Annotated in this window: 17 protein-coding genes, 1 tRNA gene and 1 pseudogene; 8 read left to right on the forward strand and 11 right to left on the reverse strand. The window is 64.0% G+C overall.

From position 1 onward, the window contains the following. Nucleotides 1-12: 12 nt before the first annotated feature. The 7 genes from FQV27_RS03975 to FQV27_RS04005 all read left to right on the forward strand — a co-directional run bounded on the left by FQV27_RS03975 (nt 13) and on the right by FQV27_RS04005 (nt 5,362). Nucleotides 13-393: a HesB/IscA family protein gene (locus FQV27_RS03975; protein WP_147096497.1), complete on the forward strand. Its 381-nt coding sequence runs from the start codon at nt 13-15 to the stop codon at nt 391-393. A gap of 50 nt (nt 394-443) precedes the next feature. After that, the gene (gene tpiA / locus FQV27_RS03980) at nt 444-1,178 is read left to right on the forward strand and encodes a triose-phosphate isomerase (RefSeq protein WP_147096498.1); all 735 of its coding nucleotides are present in this window, start codon (nt 444-446) and stop codon (nt 1,176-1,178) included. A gap of 7 nt (nt 1,179-1,185) precedes the next feature. Beyond that, nucleotides 1,186-2,253 (forward strand): Mrp/NBP35 family ATP-binding protein, encoded by a 1,068-nt coding sequence (locus FQV27_RS03985; protein ID WP_147096499.1) that lies wholly within the window; start codon nt 1,186-1,188, stop codon nt 2,251-2,253. Continuing rightward, entirely contained in the window at nt 2,250-2,849 is a 600-nt protein-coding gene (gene mobA / locus FQV27_RS03990) for a molybdenum cofactor guanylyltransferase MobA (RefSeq protein WP_147096500.1), read from the forward strand. Before FQV27_RS03985 ends, mobA begins: the two co-directional genes overlap by 4 nt. A gap of 204 nt (nt 2,850-3,053) precedes the next feature. Next, nucleotides 3,054-3,260: a 50S ribosomal protein L32 gene (rpmF, locus tag FQV27_RS03995; RefSeq protein ID WP_147096501.1), complete on the forward strand. Its 207-nt coding sequence runs from the start codon at nt 3,054-3,056 to the stop codon at nt 3,258-3,260. A 21-nt stretch (nt 3,261-3,281) separates the two neighbouring features. Beyond that, nucleotides 3,282-4,406 (forward strand): phosphate acyltransferase PlsX, encoded by a 1,125-nt coding sequence (plsX, locus tag FQV27_RS04000; RefSeq protein ID WP_147096502.1) that lies wholly within the window; start codon nt 3,282-3,284, stop codon nt 4,404-4,406. Then, nucleotides 4,403-5,362 (forward strand): beta-ketoacyl-ACP synthase III, encoded by a 960-nt coding sequence (locus FQV27_RS04005; protein ID WP_147096503.1) that lies wholly within the window; start codon nt 4,403-4,405, stop codon nt 5,360-5,362. Before plsX ends, FQV27_RS04005 begins: the two co-directional genes overlap by 4 nt. Here FQV27_RS04005 and FQV27_RS04010 read toward each other — a convergent pair whose 3' ends face one another. From FQV27_RS04010 to FQV27_RS04025, 4 genes are all read right to left on the reverse strand, one after another. Further along, nucleotides 5,363-6,328, reverse strand: coding sequence for a GNAT family N-acetyltransferase (locus FQV27_RS04010; protein WP_147096504.1), 966 nt, complete (start codon nt 6,326-6,328; stop codon nt 5,363-5,365). Continuing rightward, nucleotides 6,325-7,503 carry a ribonuclease D gene (gene rnd / locus FQV27_RS04015; protein ID WP_147096505.1) on the reverse strand — a complete coding sequence of 393 codons (1,179 nt, stop codon included), beginning with the start codon at nt 7,501-7,503 and terminating at the stop codon, nt 6,325-6,327. The genes FQV27_RS04010 and rnd overlap by 4 nt, the downstream gene beginning before the upstream one ends. A 110-nt stretch (nt 7,504-7,613) precedes the next feature. Beyond that, nucleotides 7,614-8,744, reverse strand: coding sequence for a tRNA guanosine(34) transglycosylase Tgt (tgt, locus tag FQV27_RS04020; protein ID WP_147096506.1), 1,131 nt, complete (start codon nt 8,742-8,744; stop codon nt 7,614-7,616). Nucleotides 8,745-8,772: 28 nt separating this feature from the next. Beyond that, nucleotides 8,773-9,960, reverse strand: a complete 1,188-nt coding sequence (locus tag FQV27_RS04025) for a BaiN/RdsA family NAD(P)/FAD-dependent oxidoreductase (RefSeq protein WP_147096507.1) — start codon at nt 9,958-9,960, stop codon at nt 8,773-8,775. Nucleotides 9,961-10,053: 93 nt separating this feature from the next. Between FQV27_RS04025 and FQV27_RS04030 the strand changes: the two genes are divergently transcribed. Then, nucleotides 10,054-10,128, forward strand: a tRNA-Gln gene (locus tag FQV27_RS04030). 114 nt (nt 10,129-10,242) lie between these two features. On the opposite strand, the gene purU is transcribed toward FQV27_RS04030, so the two are convergent. The 7 genes and pseudogenes from purU to rpiA all read right to left on the reverse strand — a co-directional run bounded on the left by purU (nt 10,243) and on the right by rpiA (nt 18,174). Continuing rightward, nucleotides 10,243-11,127, reverse strand: coding sequence for a formyltetrahydrofolate deformylase (gene purU / locus FQV27_RS04035; protein ID WP_147096508.1), 885 nt, complete (start codon nt 11,125-11,127; stop codon nt 10,243-10,245). Nucleotides 11,128-11,246: 119 nt separating this feature from the next. Next, nucleotides 11,247-11,570 (reverse strand): 2Fe-2S iron-sulfur cluster-binding protein, encoded by a 324-nt coding sequence (locus tag FQV27_RS04040; RefSeq protein ID WP_147096509.1) that lies wholly within the window; start codon nt 11,568-11,570, stop codon nt 11,247-11,249. Between the two features lie 97 nt (nt 11,571-11,667). Then, nucleotides 11,668-13,203 (reverse strand): DegQ family serine endoprotease, encoded by a 1,536-nt coding sequence (locus tag FQV27_RS04045; RefSeq protein WP_147096510.1) that lies wholly within the window; start codon nt 13,201-13,203, stop codon nt 11,668-11,670. A gap of 476 nt (nt 13,204-13,679) precedes the next feature. Continuing rightward, nucleotides 13,680-14,696, reverse strand: a pseudogene (gene hflC, locus FQV27_RS04050) (protease modulator HflC); the annotation flags it as partial. Further along, a complete protein-coding gene (hflK, locus tag FQV27_RS04055; protein ID WP_147096512.1) occupies nt 14,696-15,988 on the reverse strand; it encodes an FtsH protease activity modulator HflK in 1,293 nt (430 codons plus the stop codon). The pseudogene hflC and the gene hflK, both read right to left, overlap by 1 nt. Before the next feature lie 75 nt (nt 15,989-16,063). Beyond that, complete coding sequence (gene gorA, locus FQV27_RS04060) at nt 16,064-17,446, reverse strand: glutathione-disulfide reductase (protein WP_147096513.1); 1,383 nt, start codon at nt 17,444-17,446, stop codon at nt 16,064-16,066. Next, complete coding sequence (gene rpiA / locus FQV27_RS04065; RefSeq protein ID WP_186827224.1) at nt 17,443-18,174, reverse strand: ribose-5-phosphate isomerase RpiA; 732 nt, start codon at nt 18,172-18,174, stop codon at nt 17,443-17,445. The genes gorA and rpiA overlap by 4 nt, the downstream gene beginning before the upstream one ends. Nucleotides 18,175-18,229: the final 55 nt, after the last annotated feature.

An 18,229-nucleotide genomic window follows, 5' to 3' on the forward strand; every position in this document is an offset into this window, starting at 1 on the left:
GAAGGTGAACTCATGTTCTCGATCCCCGGACAGGCCCCGGTCACGATTACCCCGGCGGCGGAACGCCAGATCTCCCGGCTGATGACCGGCAAGGACGCTTTCGGCCTGAAGATCGGGCTGAAGAAGGGCGGCTGCGCGGGGATGGAATACACCATGGACATGGTTGCCGAAGCCGACCGCGCCGATGAGGTCATCGAACAAAACGGCGCGCGCGTGCTGATCGCGCCGACCGCACAGATGTTCCTGTTCGGCACCGAGATAGATTACGAAACCGGGCTGCTGGAATCAGGCTTCAAGTTCCGCAATCCGAACGTGACCGATGCCTGCGGCTGCGGGGAATCGGTGTCGTTCAAGCTGGATCACGAGACCGGCGAAACCGTTCCCGAGGCTTGAAGGCCGGGCCATCGCGCCCTATCCCTGCTGTTCAGCAACAGGAGGATCAGATGGCCCCGAAAAAACTCGCCGCCGGAAACTGGAAAATGAACGGGCTCACCGCCTCGCTGGCCGAGCTTGATGCAATCGCTGCACGCGAAAATGGCTGCGATGTGCTGATCTGCCCGCCCGCGACGCTGATAACGGCTGCGGTTGCCCATTCAGGCGAAGTCGCGATCGGCGGGCAGGACTGCCATGCGGCGGAATCCGGCGCGCATACCGGCGATGTTTCGGCGGCAATGCTGCGCGATGCGGGGGCAAGCCACGTCATCCTTGGCCATTCGGAACGCCGCACCGATCATGGCGAGACGGACGGTCAGGTTGCACAAAAGGCCATTGCCGCGCATGAGGCCGGTCTGGTCACGGTGATCTGCATCGGCGAGACCGAGGCGCAGCGCGATGGGGGCCAGACGCTTGACGTCATCGCAACGCAGCTTGCCGGGTCAGTTCCCGATTGCGCGACGGCGGCGAATACCGTGATCGCCTATGAACCCGTCTGGGCCATCGGAACCGGCCGCACCCCCACCAACGATCAGATTGCAGAGGTCCATGCCCTGATCCGCGAAACGCTTGCCGCGCGTTTCAGCGACGGTAATGATGTCACGCTTCTTTACGGGGGCAGCGTGAAGCCGGGCAATGCCGGCGAGATCTTCGACATTCCCCATGTGAACGGCGCGCTTGTCGGCGGCGCCAGCTTGAAGGCGGGCGATTTCGGCCCGATCATCGATGCTCTGGCGGCGGCGTAAACCCGGCATGACCCTGACCAAGGACATCGTGACCGACGCCCTGCGCGGCATCGCAACGCCCGGCGGCGGCAATCTGATCGACGCCGGGATCGCGCGGGCGATTACGCTCGATCCGGGTGGTGAAGTGCGTTTCGTCATGGAAATCGACCCCGCCGATGCGCGTGTGATGGAAGGCGTGCTGGCCGAGGCAGAGGCCGCGATCCGCGCCCTGCCCGGTGTCACCAAAGTGTCGGGCGTCCTGACCGCGCATAGCGACAAGGCGCCGCCGGACCTGAAGCCGAAGGCCGCCAGCAAGAACCCCAATGCGCCGGAACGCGTGCCCGGCGTCAAGAATGTGATCGCAATTGCCTCGGGGAAAGGTGGCGTCGGCAAATCGACGGTGGCGGCGAACCTCGCGGCGGCGCTGGCGGCGGAAGGCCGCAAGGTCGGGCTGCTGGATGCCGATGTCTATGGCCCAAGTCAGCCGCGGATGATGGGCGTCTCGGGACGACCGGCCAGCCCCGACGGCAAGTCGATCATCCCGCTGGAAGGTCATGGCGTGAAGCTCATGTCGCTCGGCCTGCTGACCCGCGAGGACGAGGCGATCATCTGGCGCGGCCCGATGCTGATGGGCGCGTTGCAGCAGATGTTGTTTCAGGTGCAGTGGGGCGAACTCGATTGCCTGCTGATCGACCTTCCACCCGGAACCGGCGACGTTCAGCTTTCGCTGTCGCAGAAGGCGCATGTGGACGGGGCAATCGTCGTCTCGACCCCGCAGGACGTGGCCCTTCTGGATGCCCGCAAGGGCATCGACATGTTCACCCGACTGAACGTTCCGCTGTTGGGGCTGATCGAAAACATGGCCGTTCACGTCTGCACAAATTGCGGACATGAGGAACATATCTTCGGTCATGGCGGCGTCTCGGCCGAGGCGCAGAAGCTGGGCGTTCCGGTTCTGGCGGAGCTGCCGCTGGAACTCGATGTGCGGGTTTCCGGCGATAGCGGGGTGCCGGTCGTGGCAAGCCATCCCGACAGCGCAGCCTCGCAAGCCTTTGTCAGATTGGCGCGCGGTCTGGTTCAGGCCGGCATCGCATGATCGCGCCGCCGCCCGCCGTCATTCTGGCCGGAGGACGCGCCAGACGGATGGGCGGCGGCGACAAGGTGCTGCTGGATCTTTGCGGCAAACCTCTGCTGGCGCATGTGATCGACCGGATGCAGCCCCAATGCGGCGAAATGGCGATCAGCGCAAATGGCGATGCCACGCGCTTTGCCGCCTTCGGTCTTCCGGTTCTGCCCGATGCGGTCCCGGACTTTCCCGGTCCGCTTGCAGGTATTCTGGCCGGGATGGAATGGGCGGCGGCGCGTGGGGCGAAGGTCGTGATCTCTGTCGCCGGCGATACGCCATTTCTGCCCGCAACGCTGATTCAGGCGCTTGCCGAGGTTGCCGGCCCGGACGGCCTGGCCCTTGCGGCCGAACGTGTCGGCGAAAACACAAGAACGCATCCTGTCATCGGCCAATGGCCGGTTTCGCTGCGACATCCGCTGCACGAGGCGCTTTTGCGCGGCGAGCGCAAGATAATGCCGTTCGCGCAGGCTCATGGCGCAAGGACAACGCTGTTCGATGCCGATGACACCGCATTTCTCAACATCAATACGCCGCAGGATCTTTCGCGCGCCGTGTCCGCCAGGTAACGGTCGCGTCACGGCAACGATCTTCCCTTGCACAACGGCGCAGAATCGCTATGTTCCGGCGTTCACGGGCCGCGCGCTCGGGCCAATCCAATCCGGTCAGGTTTTCACTTGCTTCCGGCACGGTTGTCGCCTATTGCCGCGGCTCCGATACATTTTTACACCGGCCCCGCATGGATTGCGCGGCCCCTGACCCGAGGTTGAGACATGGCTGTCCCTCAGAATCGCGTGACCCGTTCCAAGCGCAACATGCGTCGTGCGCATGATGCACTGTCGGCGGCGAACCCGAATGAATGCCCCTCCTGCGGCGAGCTGAAGCGCCCGCATCACGTCTGCCCGTCCTGCGGCCACTATGCCGACCGCGAGATCGTGGCCCAGTCGACCGAGATCGACCTGGACGACGACGCGGCCTGATCGGCTGGCTGAGAAGGCTGCATGACGCAGACGGCGGACAATGATACACCACGCCGCCCCTCGACAGGGGGCAGCGTGGTCATTTCCGTTGATGCGATGGGTGGCGATCACGGTCCTGCGGCAATCGTCGCCGGCATCGCGCAAAGCGCCGAAAAGAACCCCGACATCCGCTTCGTGGTCCACGGCCCGAAGGATGAGCTCACGCGCTTGATCGCGAAGAAGCGTGGCCTTTCCGAACGCTGCGAGATCCGCGATGCGGCAGGCGTCGTCACCATGAACGACAAGCCGGGTCAGGTGATCCGTAACGCGCAGGGAACGTCGATGTGGTCGGCGGTCGATTCCGTGCGCGCGGGCGAGGCGTCGGTCGCGGTGTCCTGCGGCAATACAGGCGCGCTCATGGCGCTGTCGATGATCCGCCTGCGCAAGCTGCCCGGCGTCAACCGCCCCGCCATCGCCTGCCTTTGGCCTTCGCGCAATCCGCAGGGCTTCAACGTCATGCTGGATTGTGGCGCCGACATCCGCGCCGACGCGCCGGACCTGCTGCAATATGCCCTGATGGGCGCGTCCTATGCGCGAAACGGTCTTGGCGTCGAACGGCCGCGTGTCGGCCTGCTGAATGTCGGCACCGAGGAGCACAAGGGCCGGGCCGAGTTGAAGCAGGCGAATGAACTCATCGCCGACGCGCAGCAGACTGGCGGCTTCGACTATGTCGGCTTTGTCGAAGGCGGCGATCTGCCTTCGGACAAGACCGACGTGATCGTGACGGATGGCTTTACCGGCAATATCGCGCTGAAAACCGGCGAGGGAACCGCGAAGCTGGTCGGCGATTTCCTGAAAGAAGCGTTTGCCAAGTCGATTCTGTCGAAATTCGCTGCGGTTCTGGCGCTGACCTCGCTGAAGCGACTGCAGAAGCGTATCGACCCGCGCCGGGTCAATGGCGGGGTATTTCTGGGGCTGAATGGCATGGTCGTCAAATCTCATGGCTCTGCCGATTCAACCGGGGTTTCTGCGGCGATAAAGCTGGCCTTCCAGCTTGCCCAGTCGGGCTTTCAGGACCGCCTTGCCGCCCGCGTGGCCGAGGCTGCCGCCAATGTCGAGGAAGCGCATGCGCTGAATGCCTCGTCCACCGATGGGGCCCTGTCGTGACGCGGCGGGCCGTGATCCGCGGCACCGGCCGTTACCTGCCCGAGCGGATCGTTGAAAACGCGTGGTTCGAGGACAAGATCGACACCTCGGACGAATGGATACGCGCCCGGACAGGCATCGAGCGCCGTCATTTCGCGGCCGAGGGCGAAGCGACCTCGCATATGGCAATCAAGGCAGCGCAAAACGCGCTGGATCGCGCCGGAATCGCTGCCGATACGATCGACGCGATCATCGTCGCGACCTCGACCCCCGACCTGACTTTTCCGTCGGTCGCGACAATGGTGCAGTCTGGTCTGGGCATGACACGCGGCTTCGCCTTTGACGTTCAGGCGGTCTGTGCGGGCTTCGTTTTTGCCCTGGCGAATGCTGACGGAATGATCCGCTCGGGTCAGGCAGAGCGTATTCTGGTCATCGGGGCGGAAACCTTCAGCAAGCTGATGGACTGGGAGGATCGCGGAACCTGCGTGCTGTTCGGCGACGGCGCGGGTGCCGTCGTGCTGGAAGCGGCAGAGGGCGAGCGCGGCGTTCTGGCCACCGATCTGAACAGCGACGGCAGCTATCGTGACATTCTGTATGTGGATGGCGGGGTCGCGACGACCGGCACCTCGGGCAAGCTGCGGATGCAGGGCAATGTGCTGTTCCGTCACGCGGTCGAGAAACTGGCCGAAACCGCCCATCGTGCGATCGACAAGGCCGGCCTGACCACCGCAGATGTTGACTGGCTGGTGCCGCATCAGGCCAATGCCCGCATCATCGCGGCGACCGCGCAGCGCATGCATCTGCCAATGGAAAAGGTGGTGCTGACCGTAGCCGATCACGGAAACACCTCGGCGGCCTCGATTCCGCTGGCGCTTTCGGTCGCGGACGAGGCAGGATCGTTCCGCGAAGGCGATATCGTCCTGACAGAGGCGATCGGCGGCGGGCTGAGCTGGGGCGCGGTCGTTCTGCGCTGGTAATCAGCCGCGCTGCATGATCCAGCCGGGTTCCGGCGCAGCACGCCCGGCCGATGGCATCGCGATGTCGGCGATGACGGCAAATCCTGCCTTTTCCAGCACCCGGCGCGACGCCGGATTGTCCTGAAAAACCTCTGCCCGCAGCGTGTCCAGCCCATACCAGTCCTGCACGGCATCGCAGAATTCGGGCACGATTTCGCTGGCCAGACCCTTCCCGGCCATCGCCGGGTCAAGGAAATAAAAGACCGACGGTTCATCGCCGCCCGCGACCCCGACAGATCCGATGCATTGACCATTCAGGCGAATGGCCAGTCTGACGGGGCGATCCAGCGGGTCCATTGCCGGTCGTATCACCTCGGCCACCTGATCGGGGGTCTGGTCGGGATGAAAGCGCAACAACATTCGGGCGACCTGCGGCATGGTTGCGATGCGGTGCATCGTCGTCAGATCGGCCTCGGTCATCCGGTCGAGCCGGCAGCGGCGCGTGCTGATATGCAGCGCGGCGGCAAAGCTTTCGGGGCTGGCCTTAAGCACGATCTGTTCCAGTTCCTCGCCATCCATCCGGCGTGTTGCCATCTGGCGTCCGGTTTCGACGAAGCCCACGCGGTGCAATACGCCGAGCGAGGCCGAATTTCCGACAAAGCTTGTCGCGGTCACGGTTGATTTTCCGTCCGAGAACGCGCGAAACAGCGCCATTTGTGCCGACCGCGTGGCGACGCCACGTTTTCGATAGTCCGGCGCGATCCAGTATCCGAGCTCGCCATGAAGTCGGATCATTCCCGCAAAATGTCCATCGACAAGGATCGCCTGATCCTTGTCCGTCGCCACCTCGTCCAGAAAATGATCCGCATCGGCCAAGTGATAGGGCCAGGGAACACGCGACAGCCAGCTCACGGTGTCCCGGTCCTGAAGCGCCGCGACAATGGCATGCCTGTCACCGGGCTGCGGTGCACGCAGCCGAACCCTCATTGCAGTTCGACCACACGGACGACACCGCCTTCGGCCGACAGAGCGATTTCGCCCGATGCAAGACGCAGCGCGTCGCGCCCGAACACCTCGGCCCGCCAGCCATGCAGGGCGGGCACGTCGCGCATGCCCTGCGCGATTGCGTCAAGCTCTGCCGTGGTTGCGATAAGCTTGGGCGCGACCCCTTCCAGATCGGCCTTGGCCTTCAGCAACACGCGCAGCAATTCGCCCAAGGCCGCATTTCCGGGCTGGCCGGGAACTTCCTTGGGGGGCCGCGGCGGGTGCGGGTCGTCCATGCCGGCCTTGACGGCAGCAAGGATGCCCTGCGCAATCTCGGGCCGCCGGCCTTCGCGCATCAGCAGTCGGGACTTCCCCAGCTCTGCCTCATTTGACGGCTTGGTCGAAGCAAGCTCTACCAGTGCATCATCCTTGAAGACGCGCGAACGGGGGACATTGCGGGTCTGAGCGTATTCCTCGCGGAATTCGGCCAGTTTCCTGACAATTGCCATGAAGCGAGGAGAGTTCGAGCGCGTGCGGATACGCTGCCATGCCTCTGCCGGTCGCGTGATATAGGTTTCGGGGTCAAGCAGGATCGCAACTTCCTCGGCCACCCACGGGCCGCGGCCGGTCTTGTCGATCTGCGCCTTCAGCGTCTCGTAGATCGCGCGCAGATGCGTCACATCGGCAATCGCGTAATCCTGCTGCGCCTTTGACAGCGGGCGCTGCGACCAGTCGGTGAAGCGCGACGACTTGTCGAGATTGTCCTTCGCGATCTTGCGCACCAGCGTTTCATAGCCGACCTGCTCTCCGAAGCCGCAGACCATGGCGGCGATCTGTGTGTCGAAAAGCGGCGTCGGAAAAATGCCCGCATCGTGAAAGAATATCTCCAGATCCTGGCGCGCGGCATGGAAGACCTTCACGGTGCCTTCATGGCGGAACAGATCGTAAAGCGGCTCCAGCGAGAGGCCCGGCGCAAGCGGATCGACCAGAACGGCGGGGCCGCCCCCGTCCTTTGCCTTGTCGGCAGGCGGCAACGCCATCTGAATCAGACAGAGGCGCGAATAATAAGTCCGCTCACGAAGGAATTCCGTGTCGATGGTGACATAAGGCTGTGCCTTCGCATCGGCGCAAAAGGCAGCCAGCGCCTCGGTCGTGGTAATGGTGGTAAACTGGGACATGCTGGACTTTCACTAAGCTGGGCGGGTCATCCGCCGACTGGGTGACTAGCAGCGCAGGCACGTCCGCGCCATAACTTCCTTGTAGATCAATGGGAAAACGGCACCTTACCCTAGGTAATCGGCGGGATATCGCCGCCGCGGCGCATTTCGTGGAACCCCGCCACCCATTCATCCAGCGCGCCGCGTCCGATCGCGCTGCGCATTCCGTCCATGATCTGCTGATAGTAATGCAAGTTGTGCCAAGTCAGAAGCATGCCCGAAATCATCTCTCCGGCGCGGAAGACATGATGCAGATAGGCGCGCGAATAGCCACGGCAGGCGGGGCAGGTGCAGTCTTCGTCCAGGGGCCGCGGGTCATCGGCGTGACGCGCATTCTTGATGTTGACCTGCCCGCGCCGCGTCCATGCCTGCCCCGTCCGGCCCGAGCGAGAGGGCAGCACGCAATCCATCATGTCTATCCCGCGCTGCACCGCGCCGACAATATCGTCGGGCTTGCCCACGCCCATAAGATAACGCGGTTTGTCCGGCGGCAGCATCTCGGGGGCGTAGTCGAGGACATCGAACATCGCTTCCTGACCCTCGCCCACCGCGAGACCGCCAATTGCATAGCCGTCAAATCCGATCGCCCGCAGCGCCTCGGCCGATTCTTCGCGCAGGTGACGCAGCACGCCGCCCTGCATGATGCCGAAAAGCGCGTGTCCGGGCCGGTCGCCAAACGCGTCGCGCGACCGCTGCGCCCAACGCATCGACAGGCGCATCGCTTCGGCCTGACGCTCCTCGGTTGCCGGAAGGGCCGGGCATTCGTCAAAGGCCATGACGATATCGGACCCCAGCAGGCGCTGGATTTCCATGCTCGTTTCAGGCGACAGGAAATGGCGCGATCCGTCGACATGGCTTGCGAAAGTCACACCGTCCTCGGTCAGCTTACGCAGATCGGCAAGGCTCATGACCTGAAAGCCGCCGCTGTCGGTCAGGATCGGGCGGTCCCAGTTCATGAATTTGTGCAGCCCGCCAAGCCGCGCAATGCGCTCGGCACCCGGTCGCAGCATCAGGTGATAGGTATTGCCCAGAAGGATGTCCGCGCCTGTCTCACGCACCGATTCCGGCAGCATCGCCTTGACGGTCGCTGCCGTGCCGACAGGCATGAAGGCGGGGGTGCGTATCTCGCCCCGCGGCGTGCTGATGACGCCCGCGCGCGCGCGATTGTCAGTGGCGTTCAGGGTGAAGGAAAATCCGCTCATATCCGGCACTCTTCTGGAAAGGCGCGTTCTAGCGCAGCGCAGCGGCCAGCGAAAGCCCCGCCGCATGGGCCGAAGCCCAGGCCCATTGGAAATTATGCCCGCCGAGCCAGCCCGTCACATCGACACATTCGCCGATGAAATAAAGCCCCGGCACCGCGCGCGCCTGCATCGTTTTCGCGTCGAGATCGCGCGTATCGACCCCGCCCACCGTCACTTCCGCCGTGCGATACCCTTCGGACCCCACGGGACGGATCTGCCAGCGATGGACCCGCGCCGCGATCCGGTCGAGCGTCGCGTTGTTCTGGTCGGCCAGTCGCGCGTTGCCCAGCCCGAGCTCGGCCGCGATTGCCTCGGCCAGTCGCGCAGGCAGCGCGGTGCCAAGCACGGTCGCCACGGCCACACGACCGCCCTGCCCGCGCCGGTCCCTCAGGACGGCGGCAAGGTCGCAGTCAGGCGCCAGATCAACGGTGATTTCCTGCCCCGGCTGCCAATAGCTGGAGATCTGCAGCACCGCCGGGCCGGACAGCCCGCGATGAGTAAACAGCAGCGCGTCGCGGAACGCCGTCTTTGCGTGCCGGATCTCTGCCTCGACCGAGACGCCAGCAAGCGGTTTGGTCAGCGCCAGTTCTTGTTCCGCGAAGGTCAGCGGCACAAGGCCGGGGCGTGTCTCGACAATGCGCAGGCCGAACTGCCGCGCAAGATCATAGGCGAGCCCCGTCGCCCCCATCTTGGGAATGGACTTCGCCCCGCAGGCCACGACGACGCGCCCGGCCGTCACCACGCCGCGAGAGGTGAGCGCCGTGAACCCGCTGCCCTGCGCCTCCAACCGCTCAAGCGTGGTATCAAGCCACAACTCTGCCCCGTTCATCCGGCGGATCAGCATATCGGTGATCTGCGTGGCCTTGCCGTCGCAGAACAGCTGGCCGAGCGTCTTTTCATGCCAGTCGATCCCTGCCTGATCGACCAGAGCGACGAAATCCTGCGGCCGGTACCCCGCCAGCGCCGAGGCGCAAAAGCGCGGGTTTTCGGAAATGAACCTTTCGCGGGCGGTCGCCAGATTGGTGAAGTTGCAGCGTCCGCCACCAGAGATCCGGATTTTCTCGCCCGGCCGCGCGGCATGGTCAATCACCACGACGCGCGCACCCGTGGCCCGCGCAGAGCCCGCGCAGAACAGGCCTGCCGCGCCCGCGCCGATAATCAAAACATCACAATCCATGCTGCCCGCTTACTTGCCCCGAAATCCGCCCGCAAGTTTTTCCAAAACCCCCTTGCACCGACCGGCAACCGAGTCTAGATACGCCCGCACAGTTGGGGCGTGGCCAAGTGGTAAGGCATCGGTTTTTGGTACCGTGTACCGTAGGTTCGAATCCTACCGCCCCAGCCAACAATCCTTGAAAAGCCAGTAAAACAACGGGATTAGCGCCCTGCTGAGCGCATTTTGACCCGCCGGAACGCCGCGCCCTGTCGTCGCGCGCGTTCGCCGGAATGACAGGCCGGATCAGCCCATCCGCTCGGACGCGTAGCTGCCGGGGGATGCGGGGAAAACGACGGTCTTGCCGCCATTTTGAAAGACGCGGTGATGGATATGGGCGTGGATTGCGCGCGCCAACACCTGCGCCTCGACATCCCGCCCGAGGCTGACATAGTCGGACGGGCTTTGCGCATGGGTCACGCGCACCGTATCCTGTTCGATGATCGGCCCCTCATCAAGATCGGCGGTCACGTAATGCGCCGTCGCCCCGATCAGCTTAACACCGCGCTCATAGGCCTGCTTGTAGGGGTTCGCGCCCTTGAAGCTGGGCAGGAATGAATGGTGGATATTGATGATGCGTCCTGACATCTCGCGGCAAAGCCGGTCCGAAAGGATTTGCATATAGCGCGCCAGAACGACCAGTTCCGCCCCGCTTTCGGCGATTACCTCCATCAGCCGGGCTTCGGCTTCGGGCTTGTTGTCTTTCGTCACCCTGATGTGGTGGAAGGGAATGTCGTGATTCACCACAAGCTTCTGATAAGTCATGTGGTTCGACACGACACCGACGATGTCGATCGGCAGCGCGCCGATCCGCCAGCGATAAAGGATGTCGTTCAGGCAATGTCCGAAGCTGGACACCATCAGAAGAACCCGCATCCGGCGCGTCGCGTCATGGATCGACGCGTCCATCGAAAACGCTTCCGAAACGGGCGCAAACCCCTCGCGCAGTGCCTCGATACCTTGCGCTTCCTCGTCGCGGAAGCTGACGCGCATGAAGAAGCGCCCGGCTTCCAGATCGTCGAACTGCGCCGAATCCGTGATATTGCAGCCGTTATCGGCAAGGAAGGCAGAGATCGCCGCCACGATGCCACGTCGCGTCGGGCAGGTCACAGTCAGGACGAGATCGGACATTCAGGGCTCTCCTTCAGGGCCGCGCGGTCGGGCTGGTGCCGTCGCTGTGGCGCACCGGATCAGGCACCCGACAGCGGGCCGGGCAGGATAGATATTTCGTCGAAGGCGAATGACCCCGATCAGATCTGCTTTTCGGGCATATTGACGACAAGCCCGTCAAGTTCGTCCGTGACCTTCAGCTGACAGGTCAGCCGCGACCGCTCGGGATCGGGTTGCCAGGCGAAATCCAGCATATCCTCTTCCATCGGGTCTTTCGGCGGCAGTTTGTCGATCCATTCCGGCGCAACATAGACATGGCATGTCGAACAGGCGCAGGCGCCCCCGCAATCAGCCTCGATCCCCGGCACACCATTGTCGCGCGCGCCTTCCATGACGGTCATACCGGTCTTTACGTCGATCTCGTGGGCGGTGCCGTTATGCTCGATATAGGTGATCCTGGCCATCGCTTGCTCCTTGAACGTCTCGCGCGGAATAGGCCATCCGGCGGGCAAAGAAAAGGCGGGACCCGAAGGCCCCGCCCCTGTGATCTGGCGCAAAAGCTCAGTCCTCGATGGACAGCGCCACGAAACGCGGCTCTCCACCGCGGCGGATCATCAGCAGCAGCGACTTGCGCCCGGCATCCTTCGCCTCGGTGATGCGGTCACGAAGGTCGCTGACGGAATTCACCGCCTGCTGACCGGCTTCAGTGATGACATCGCCCTGCGACAGGCCCTTGTCGGCCGCGTCAGAGCTGGGATCGACCTCGCGCACCACCAGCCCCTGCTGATCGCCACTCATGCCCAGTTCCGCCGCGATTTCGGGGGTCAGGGTCTGAAGCTGCATCCCGAGCGTGTCGTCGCTGGTCTCGGCCGGTGCCGACTGTTCATCGCTTGCGGTGCCTTCCGCGGTTTCACGGCGACCAAGCGTCACCTGCAGATCCTCGGACTTACCGTCGCGCAGAACGGTCACATCGACCTTTTCGCCGATCGGGGCCTGTGCGACGCGCGCGACCAGATCGCGGTCGTCCGTGATGTCATTTCCATCGAAGCTGACAATGACGTCGCCCGATTTCACCCCGGCATCGGCGGCAGGCCCATCCGGGACGTCGGTAACCATCGCGCCGTTTTCATTGTCGAGGCCAAGCGATTCGGCGATTTCAGGCGTCACGCGCTGGATCTTCACGCCCAGCCAGCCACGCCGCGTTTCGCCGAATTCGCGCAGCTGCTGAACCACATTGCCGACCACATTCGACGCCATCGAGAAGCCGATCCCGATGGAACCGCCATTCGGCGACAGGATCGCGGTGTTCACACCGATCACCTCGCCGTCCATATTGAACAGCGGCCCGCCAGAGTTCCCGCGGTTGATCGAGGCATCGGTCTGGATGAAGTCATCATAGGTGCCGGTCAGCGCGCGCCCCCGGGCCGAGACAATCCCGGTCGAGGCCGAGAATCCCTGACCCAGCGGGTTGCCAAGCGCCAGCACCCAGTCGCCGACGCGGGCATCGTCGCTGTTGCCGAAGCCGACATAGGGCAGATCGGTCGCATCGACCTTCAGAAGCGCGATATCGGTCTGCTTGTCGGTGCCGACGACCTCTGCCTTGCGGCGTGCACCGTCCTTGAATTCGATCTCGATCTCGTCAGCACCTTCGATGACGTGATTGTTCGTGACGATATAGCCGTCATCGGAAATCACGAAACCCGAACCCAGCGCATTGGCGCGCTGCGCCTGCTGCTGGCCGCGCCCGCCGAACCGGGGGTCGCCCTGCCCCTGATCGGGCGTCGGGAAGCCGAATTCACGGAACAGATCGGAAAACGGGCTGCCTTCCGGAAAGACCGGCCCGGTCGGCTGTTCGATAACCGAGGTGGTGTTGATATTGACGACGGCGGGGGACACCTTCTCGACCAGATCGGCGAAGCTGTCCGGCATGATCTGCTGGCGGCGCGCAGCCGTATCGGGCGCAACCAGCGGTGCGTCGGCAGAATTTGCGGGGGCCTGCGTTTCGGTTACGGCCTGCTGGGCGGTAACGGGCAAAGCGCCGAGGCTCAGCGCAGCCACGGAAACGGTGGCAAGAAATTGGGAAAAGCGGGTGCGCATCGAATGTCCTTTCATTGGAGCGCTTATTGATTTGCGAGCTGTTCGCGACGCGACAACTCGCGATTGCACAGAACGGCAGATGGGCAGCCGTTGCAAATAAATCACGCTCCTGACCGATGAACTCATCGTGAGTTGCGAAAATCATGAAAAAAGGCGGCATGTGCCGCCTTTCTTTCTGTTCAGTTCGTTGCCGGTTGCGGCGTTTCCTGCGCCGCCGCCTCGGGCAGAGGCTCTGGCTCGGGGACCGTATCTGCCGCCGCGGCGTCCGTCGCGGCGGGGTCAACCGCAGCCTCTGGCGCGTCGCCTGCTGCGGCTGGGGCTGCGCCGCTTTCGTCGGCCGGCGGCGCGGCTGCGTCGCTTTCGTTGGCCGGTGGCGCTGCTGCGTCGCTTTCTGCCGGCGGCACTGGAGAAGCTTCGCCCGGCATGGCAGGATCGCCCATTGCGGCGCCCGGCTCTGCGTCCCAAGGCATTTCCAGCGGCTTCGGCGTGACAGCGCTGTCTGCCTGTATCGGCGCGCCGCTGCCATCCGCATCGCCGTCCTTGTCGGGAAGGGTCGACAGGTTTTCTTCGGCAGGCAAAGCCTCAGGCGGGGTCGCGGGCTGCGCGTTTGCCGCACCGTCATTGCCCAGATAGGTGAAGAAATCGCCCTCTGGCGCGATCACGATCTGCGAATTGCCGCCCTGCAACGCCCGTTCATACGCCGTCATCGAACGGGTGAAAGCGAAGAATTCAGGGTCACGGCCAAATGCCTCGGCGAAGATCGCGTTGCGCGAGGCGTCGGCTTCACCGCGAATGATCTCGGCATTGCGGCGCGCTTCCGAGGTCAGCTCCACCACGGTGCGGTCGGCGGCGGCGCGGACACGGCGTGCGGCCTCGTTACCGCGGGCGATCTCGTCGGCGGCTTCGCGTTCGCGTTCGGCGCGCATGCGCTCATAGGTCGCTGACAGGTTCTGCTCGGGCAGGTCGGTGCGGGTCAGCCGCACGTCGATGATTTCGACCCCGAGCCCTTCCGAATTGCGCCGTGCCTCGTCGCGGATCTGGTTCATCATCGCGGTCCGGTCATCCGACAGAACCGTGGTCGATGGCACACTGCCCAGAACTTCGCGGATCGCGGTGCGCACGATCGGATCAAGCCTGCCAAGGGCTGCGTCGATCCCGCCCGTGCCGACAGCCTGCCGGAACCGGACGACATCGGTGATGCGCCAGCGCGCAAAGGCGTCGACGATCAGGCGACGGTCGTCCAGCGGGGTAATTTCCAGCGGCGTGGTCGACAGGCCCAGCATCCGGTCATCATATTTGACGACCTGATCCATGAAGGGCAGCTTGACGCCAAGACCGGGGCGTTCCTGCACCTTGACCACCCGGCCGAGACGCAGAACCAGCGCTTTCTCGCGTTCGTCGACGATGAACAGCGAGGCCGCGACGATCACGCCGACCACGATCAGCGCCGGAATGGCGAGCGTCGCCAATAGTCTCTTGCGTGCGCCGGCCATCAGTTACCACCTTCCTGCGTATTCGTCGTATTTGTTGCGCTGTTCGTGCCCGCAGACGCGCCCTGCCCGTTTGCGCCCTGCCCGCCGCGGCGCAGCTGATCCAGCGGCAGATAGGGCACGACGCCCTCGCCGGTGCCTTCATCCAGAAGCACCTTGTCAACGTTACCCAGCACTTTTTCCATTGTTTCAAGATACATGCGCTTGCGCGTGACTTCCGGTGCCTTGGCATATTCGGCATAGACCGAATTGAACCGCGCGGATTCACCCTGCGCCTCGTTCACGGCCTGTGCGCGGTAAGCCTCGGCTTCTTCGACAAGCGCCGCGGCCTCGCCGCGCGCGGCGGCAAGAACACGGTTCGCATAGGCATCGGCCTCTTTTTCCAGCGCATCGCGGCGCTGTTGGGCTGCCTGCACTTCGCGGAAGGCGTCGATCACCTCGGCCGGGGGATCGGCGCGGTCAAGGTTGACGCGCACCACATGGATGCCGGACTGATAGCTGTCGAGCGTTTGCTGCACGGACAGTTTAAGATCCTCGGCGATCGCGCCACGGTCACGGTTCAGGATCGGCGCAAGTTCGGACCGCGCGATGATGTCGCGCATCGCGGATTCGGCCACGGCCCTGATCGTGCCGGGGGCATCGGCCAGATTGAACAGGTATTTTTCCGGGTCCGAGATGTTCCAGACGACCTGATATTCCATATCCACGATGTTCTGGTCGCGTGTCAGCATCAGCCCGCTATCGGTGGCGCTGATCGTGCCGGCGCCCTTGCGCACCGCATCGGTCTGGCCGGTGCCGATCTCTGTGACACGCTCGCCGGTGACCTGCACGACTTCCTTCGTGACAATCGGCCACGGCGCGAAATTCAGACCCGGTTCGCCGGTGCCCACGGCACGCCCGAACAGGAACTCGACCGAGCGCTCTTCCGGTTTCACGGTATAGAAGCTGGCAAATGCCCAAAGCCCGGCCAGCACCAGCGCGCCGATCGCCAGCGTGCGCCGGTCGAAGCTGAAGCCGGGACCGCTTGGCCGGCGCGGGCTGCCGCCATTGCCTGAACCGCCGCGCCCGCCCATCAGAACGCGCAGCCTGTCCTGGCCTTTCTTCATCAGATCCTCGATCTCGGGCATCTCGTTGCCGCGCTGACCCGGGCGGCGTGGCGGCTCGGGTCGCTGGTTGCCCTGCTCACCCGACTGACCCCAAGGCCGCTGCGGGCCGCGCGGCGGCTGCTTGCCGTCCTTGTCGCCGCCATTTCCGTTATTGCCGCCGCTGCCGCCACCCCAGGGGCCCTGTGCCATCTGTATGCCTCTTGCTGTTTACTTGTGCCTGAAACTGGGGGCAAAGCCCGGAAAGTCAAGCTGTTTGACCTGTTCTTAGCCCGCCGCCTGCGGGCGCTCATGCCGTCGCGTGGGCTGGCGCATCGTCACCAGTTCTTCTGCCAGCGTCGGGTGAACGGCGACCGCATTATCGAAATCCTCCTTGGTCGCGCCCATCGTGATCGGGACCGCGACAAGTTGAATAAGTTCGCCCGCCTCGGGCCCGAAGATCTGGCATCCCAGGACGCGCCGGGTGTCTTCGTCCACGATAAGCTTCATCATGACGCGCGCGTCCGAGCCTGCGAAAAGCGACCGCATCGGGCGGAACCGGGCGTCATAGACCTCGACCCCGCCGCGCTCAATGGCCTCATCCTCGGTCATGCCGATGGTCGCGGCCTCGTGCGGGCGGGTATAGACCGCGCTCGCGACAAGGCTGTGATCCAGATTGCGCGGCCGGTTGCCGAAGACCGTATCGGCAAAGCTGTGACCTTCGCGGATCGCGACCGGCGTCAGGTTCACGCGGTCGGTCACATCGCCCACCGCGAAGATCGAGGGCACATTCGTCTGCGACCATTCGTCCACGATGATCTTGCCGTTATCGCCTGTGGCAACACCTGCTGCCTCCAGCCCCAGACCGGCAGTATAGGGCGCGCGTCCGGTCGCGAAGATAACCGCGTCAAAGCTGTCCTCGACCCCGTCAGAGAACGTGACGCTGATACCCGTGCCTGTCTTTTCAAGGGCCGACGGTGTGCATTCCAGCCGCACATCGACGCCGGTTTCCGCCAGTTGTTCAGTCGCCATCAGGCGCAGGTCGTTATCGAAGCCGCGCAGCACCTTGTCGCCGCGATAGGCAAGCACGGTCTCGACCCCCAGCCCCTTCAGGATGGTCGCAAATTCGCAGGCGATGAAGCCGCCACCAACCACAAGCGCGCGGCCCGGCAGCTTGTCCATCAGGAACAGATCGTCCGAGATCATGCCCAGTTCCTCGCCCTGTATGCCCGGAAGGCGCGGACGCCCGCCCGCGGCAATCAGGATATGCTTGGCGCTGATCCGGGTGCCGTCGGCCAGTTCCACCTCATGCGGGCCGGTCAGATGCGCGCGCTGGTGATAGATCGTGACATTCGCGGCTTCGAGGCCGCGCGTATAGGCCGCTTCCAGCCGCGACAGTTCCGCGTCAAGCTTTGCGCGGAAAGCGCCCCAGTCGAAATCGCCTGCATCCGCGCCCTGCCAGCCATAGCCGCGCGCCTCTTCGGCAGCGGCCGGCGCGGTCGAGGCGAAGATCATGATCTTCTTCGGCACACAGCCACGGATCACGCAGGTGCCACCCATCCGGCTTTCTTCGGCAAGGGCGACCTTGGCACCGTGGCCCGCCGCGATACGCGCCGCGCGGACCCCGCCAGAGCCGCCGCCGATGACAAAAAGATCGAAATCGAAACTCATTCCTCGGCCCCTTCCGGGCGCAGTTCCACCACCTCGCCATCGGGTTTGCCGATGATCGCCAGATCGCACAGGCCGATGAACAATCCGTTTTCGACCACGCCGGGAATCGCGTTCAACGCAGCGGAGAGACGCGCCGGTTCCGGGATCGCCTCAAGCGAGAGGTCAAGGATGTAATTGCCCTCGTCAGTCAGAAGTGGCGCATCATCGCGCTTGCGCTGCAGGATCGGGCGGCCATCCAGATCCATCAGTGTCAGCATGCGGTCGATCAGCTGCTTTGTCGTCTGCCAGCCGAACGGAATGACTTCGACGGGCAAATGAAACGCACCCAGCGTCTCGACCACCTTGCTGCCATCGGCCATGACCACCATCCGGTCCGAGGCGCTGGCAACGATCTTTTCGCGCAGCAATGCCGCCCCGCCGCCTTTGATAAGGTTCAGGTCCGGGTCCAGTTCGTCCGCACCGTCGATGGTCAGATCCAGCCAGCCGATATCGTCAAGCGTCTCGACTTTCATGCCAAGGCTTTCGGCCAGATCCGCCGTCGCCTTGCTGGTCGCGGCGCAGCGAAGCTGCAATCCGTCCTCCTTAACGAAGGCAGCAAGACGGCGCACCATGAATGCCGCTGTCGATCCGGTCCCCAGACCAAGGCGCATGCCGTTTTCAACCAGCCGGACAGCGGCAGCGGCAGCGGCATCCTTGGCAATATCCGAGGGCGAAAGTTCAGTCATGATATCGGTCCTTCCGGGGATTTCGCGGGCGCAATCTGTCTAGCCCGGTCCGGCAGCA

It is taken from the genome of Paracoccus aurantiacus, from assembly GCF_007993065.1.
Classification (GTDB): Bacteria; Pseudomonadota; Alphaproteobacteria; order Rhodobacterales; family Rhodobacteraceae; genus Paracoccus; species Paracoccus aurantiacus.

Bases quoted from the DNA above. Each gene is read 5' to 3' on its own strand.
- FQV27_RS03975 (WP_147096497.1), top strand. From the start codon at position 13: ATGTTCTCGATCCCCGGACAGGCCCCGGTCACGATTACCCCGGCGGCG.
- tpiA (WP_147096498.1), top strand. From the start codon at position 444: ATGGCCCCGAAAAAACTCGCCGCCGGAAACTGGAAAATGAACGGGCTC.
- FQV27_RS03985 (WP_147096499.1), top strand. From the start codon at position 1,186: ATGACCCTGACCAAGGACATCGTGACCGACGCCCTGCGCGGCATCGCA.
- mobA (WP_147096500.1), top strand. From the start codon at position 2,250: ATGATCGCGCCGCCGCCCGCCGTCATTCTGGCCGGAGGACGCGCCAGA.
- rpmF (WP_147096501.1), top strand. From the start codon at position 3,054: ATGGCTGTCCCTCAGAATCGCGTGACCCGTTCCAAGCGCAACATGCGT.
- plsX (WP_147096502.1), top strand. From the start codon at position 3,282: ATGACGCAGACGGCGGACAATGATACACCACGCCGCCCCTCGACAGGG.
- FQV27_RS04010 (WP_147096504.1), bottom strand. From the start codon at position 6,328: ATGAGGGTTCGGCTGCGTGCACCGCAGCCCGGTGACAGGCATGCCATT.
- rnd (WP_147096505.1), bottom strand. From the start codon at position 7,503: ATGTCCCAGTTTACCACCATTACCACGACCGAGGCGCTGGCTGCCTTT.
- tgt (WP_147096506.1), bottom strand. From the start codon at position 8,744: ATGAGCGGATTTTCCTTCACCCTGAACGCCACTGACAATCGCGCGCGC.
- FQV27_RS04025 (WP_147096507.1), bottom strand. From the start codon at position 9,960: ATGGATTGTGATGTTTTGATTATCGGCGCGGGCGCGGCAGGCCTGTTC.
- purU (WP_147096508.1), bottom strand. From the start codon at position 11,127: ATGTCCGATCTCGTCCTGACTGTGACCTGCCCGACGCGACGTGGCATC.
- FQV27_RS04040 (WP_147096509.1), bottom strand. From the start codon at position 11,570: ATGGCCAGGATCACCTATATCGAGCATAACGGCACCGCCCACGAGATC.
- FQV27_RS04045 (WP_147096510.1), bottom strand. From the start codon at position 13,203: ATGCGCACCCGCTTTTCCCAATTTCTTGCCACCGTTTCCGTGGCTGCG.
- hflK (WP_147096512.1), bottom strand. From the start codon at position 15,988: ATGGCACAGGGCCCCTGGGGTGGCGGCAGCGGCGGCAATAACGGAAAT.
- gorA (WP_147096513.1), bottom strand. From the start codon at position 17,446: ATGAGTTTCGATTTCGATCTTTTTGTCATCGGCGGCGGCTCTGGCGGG.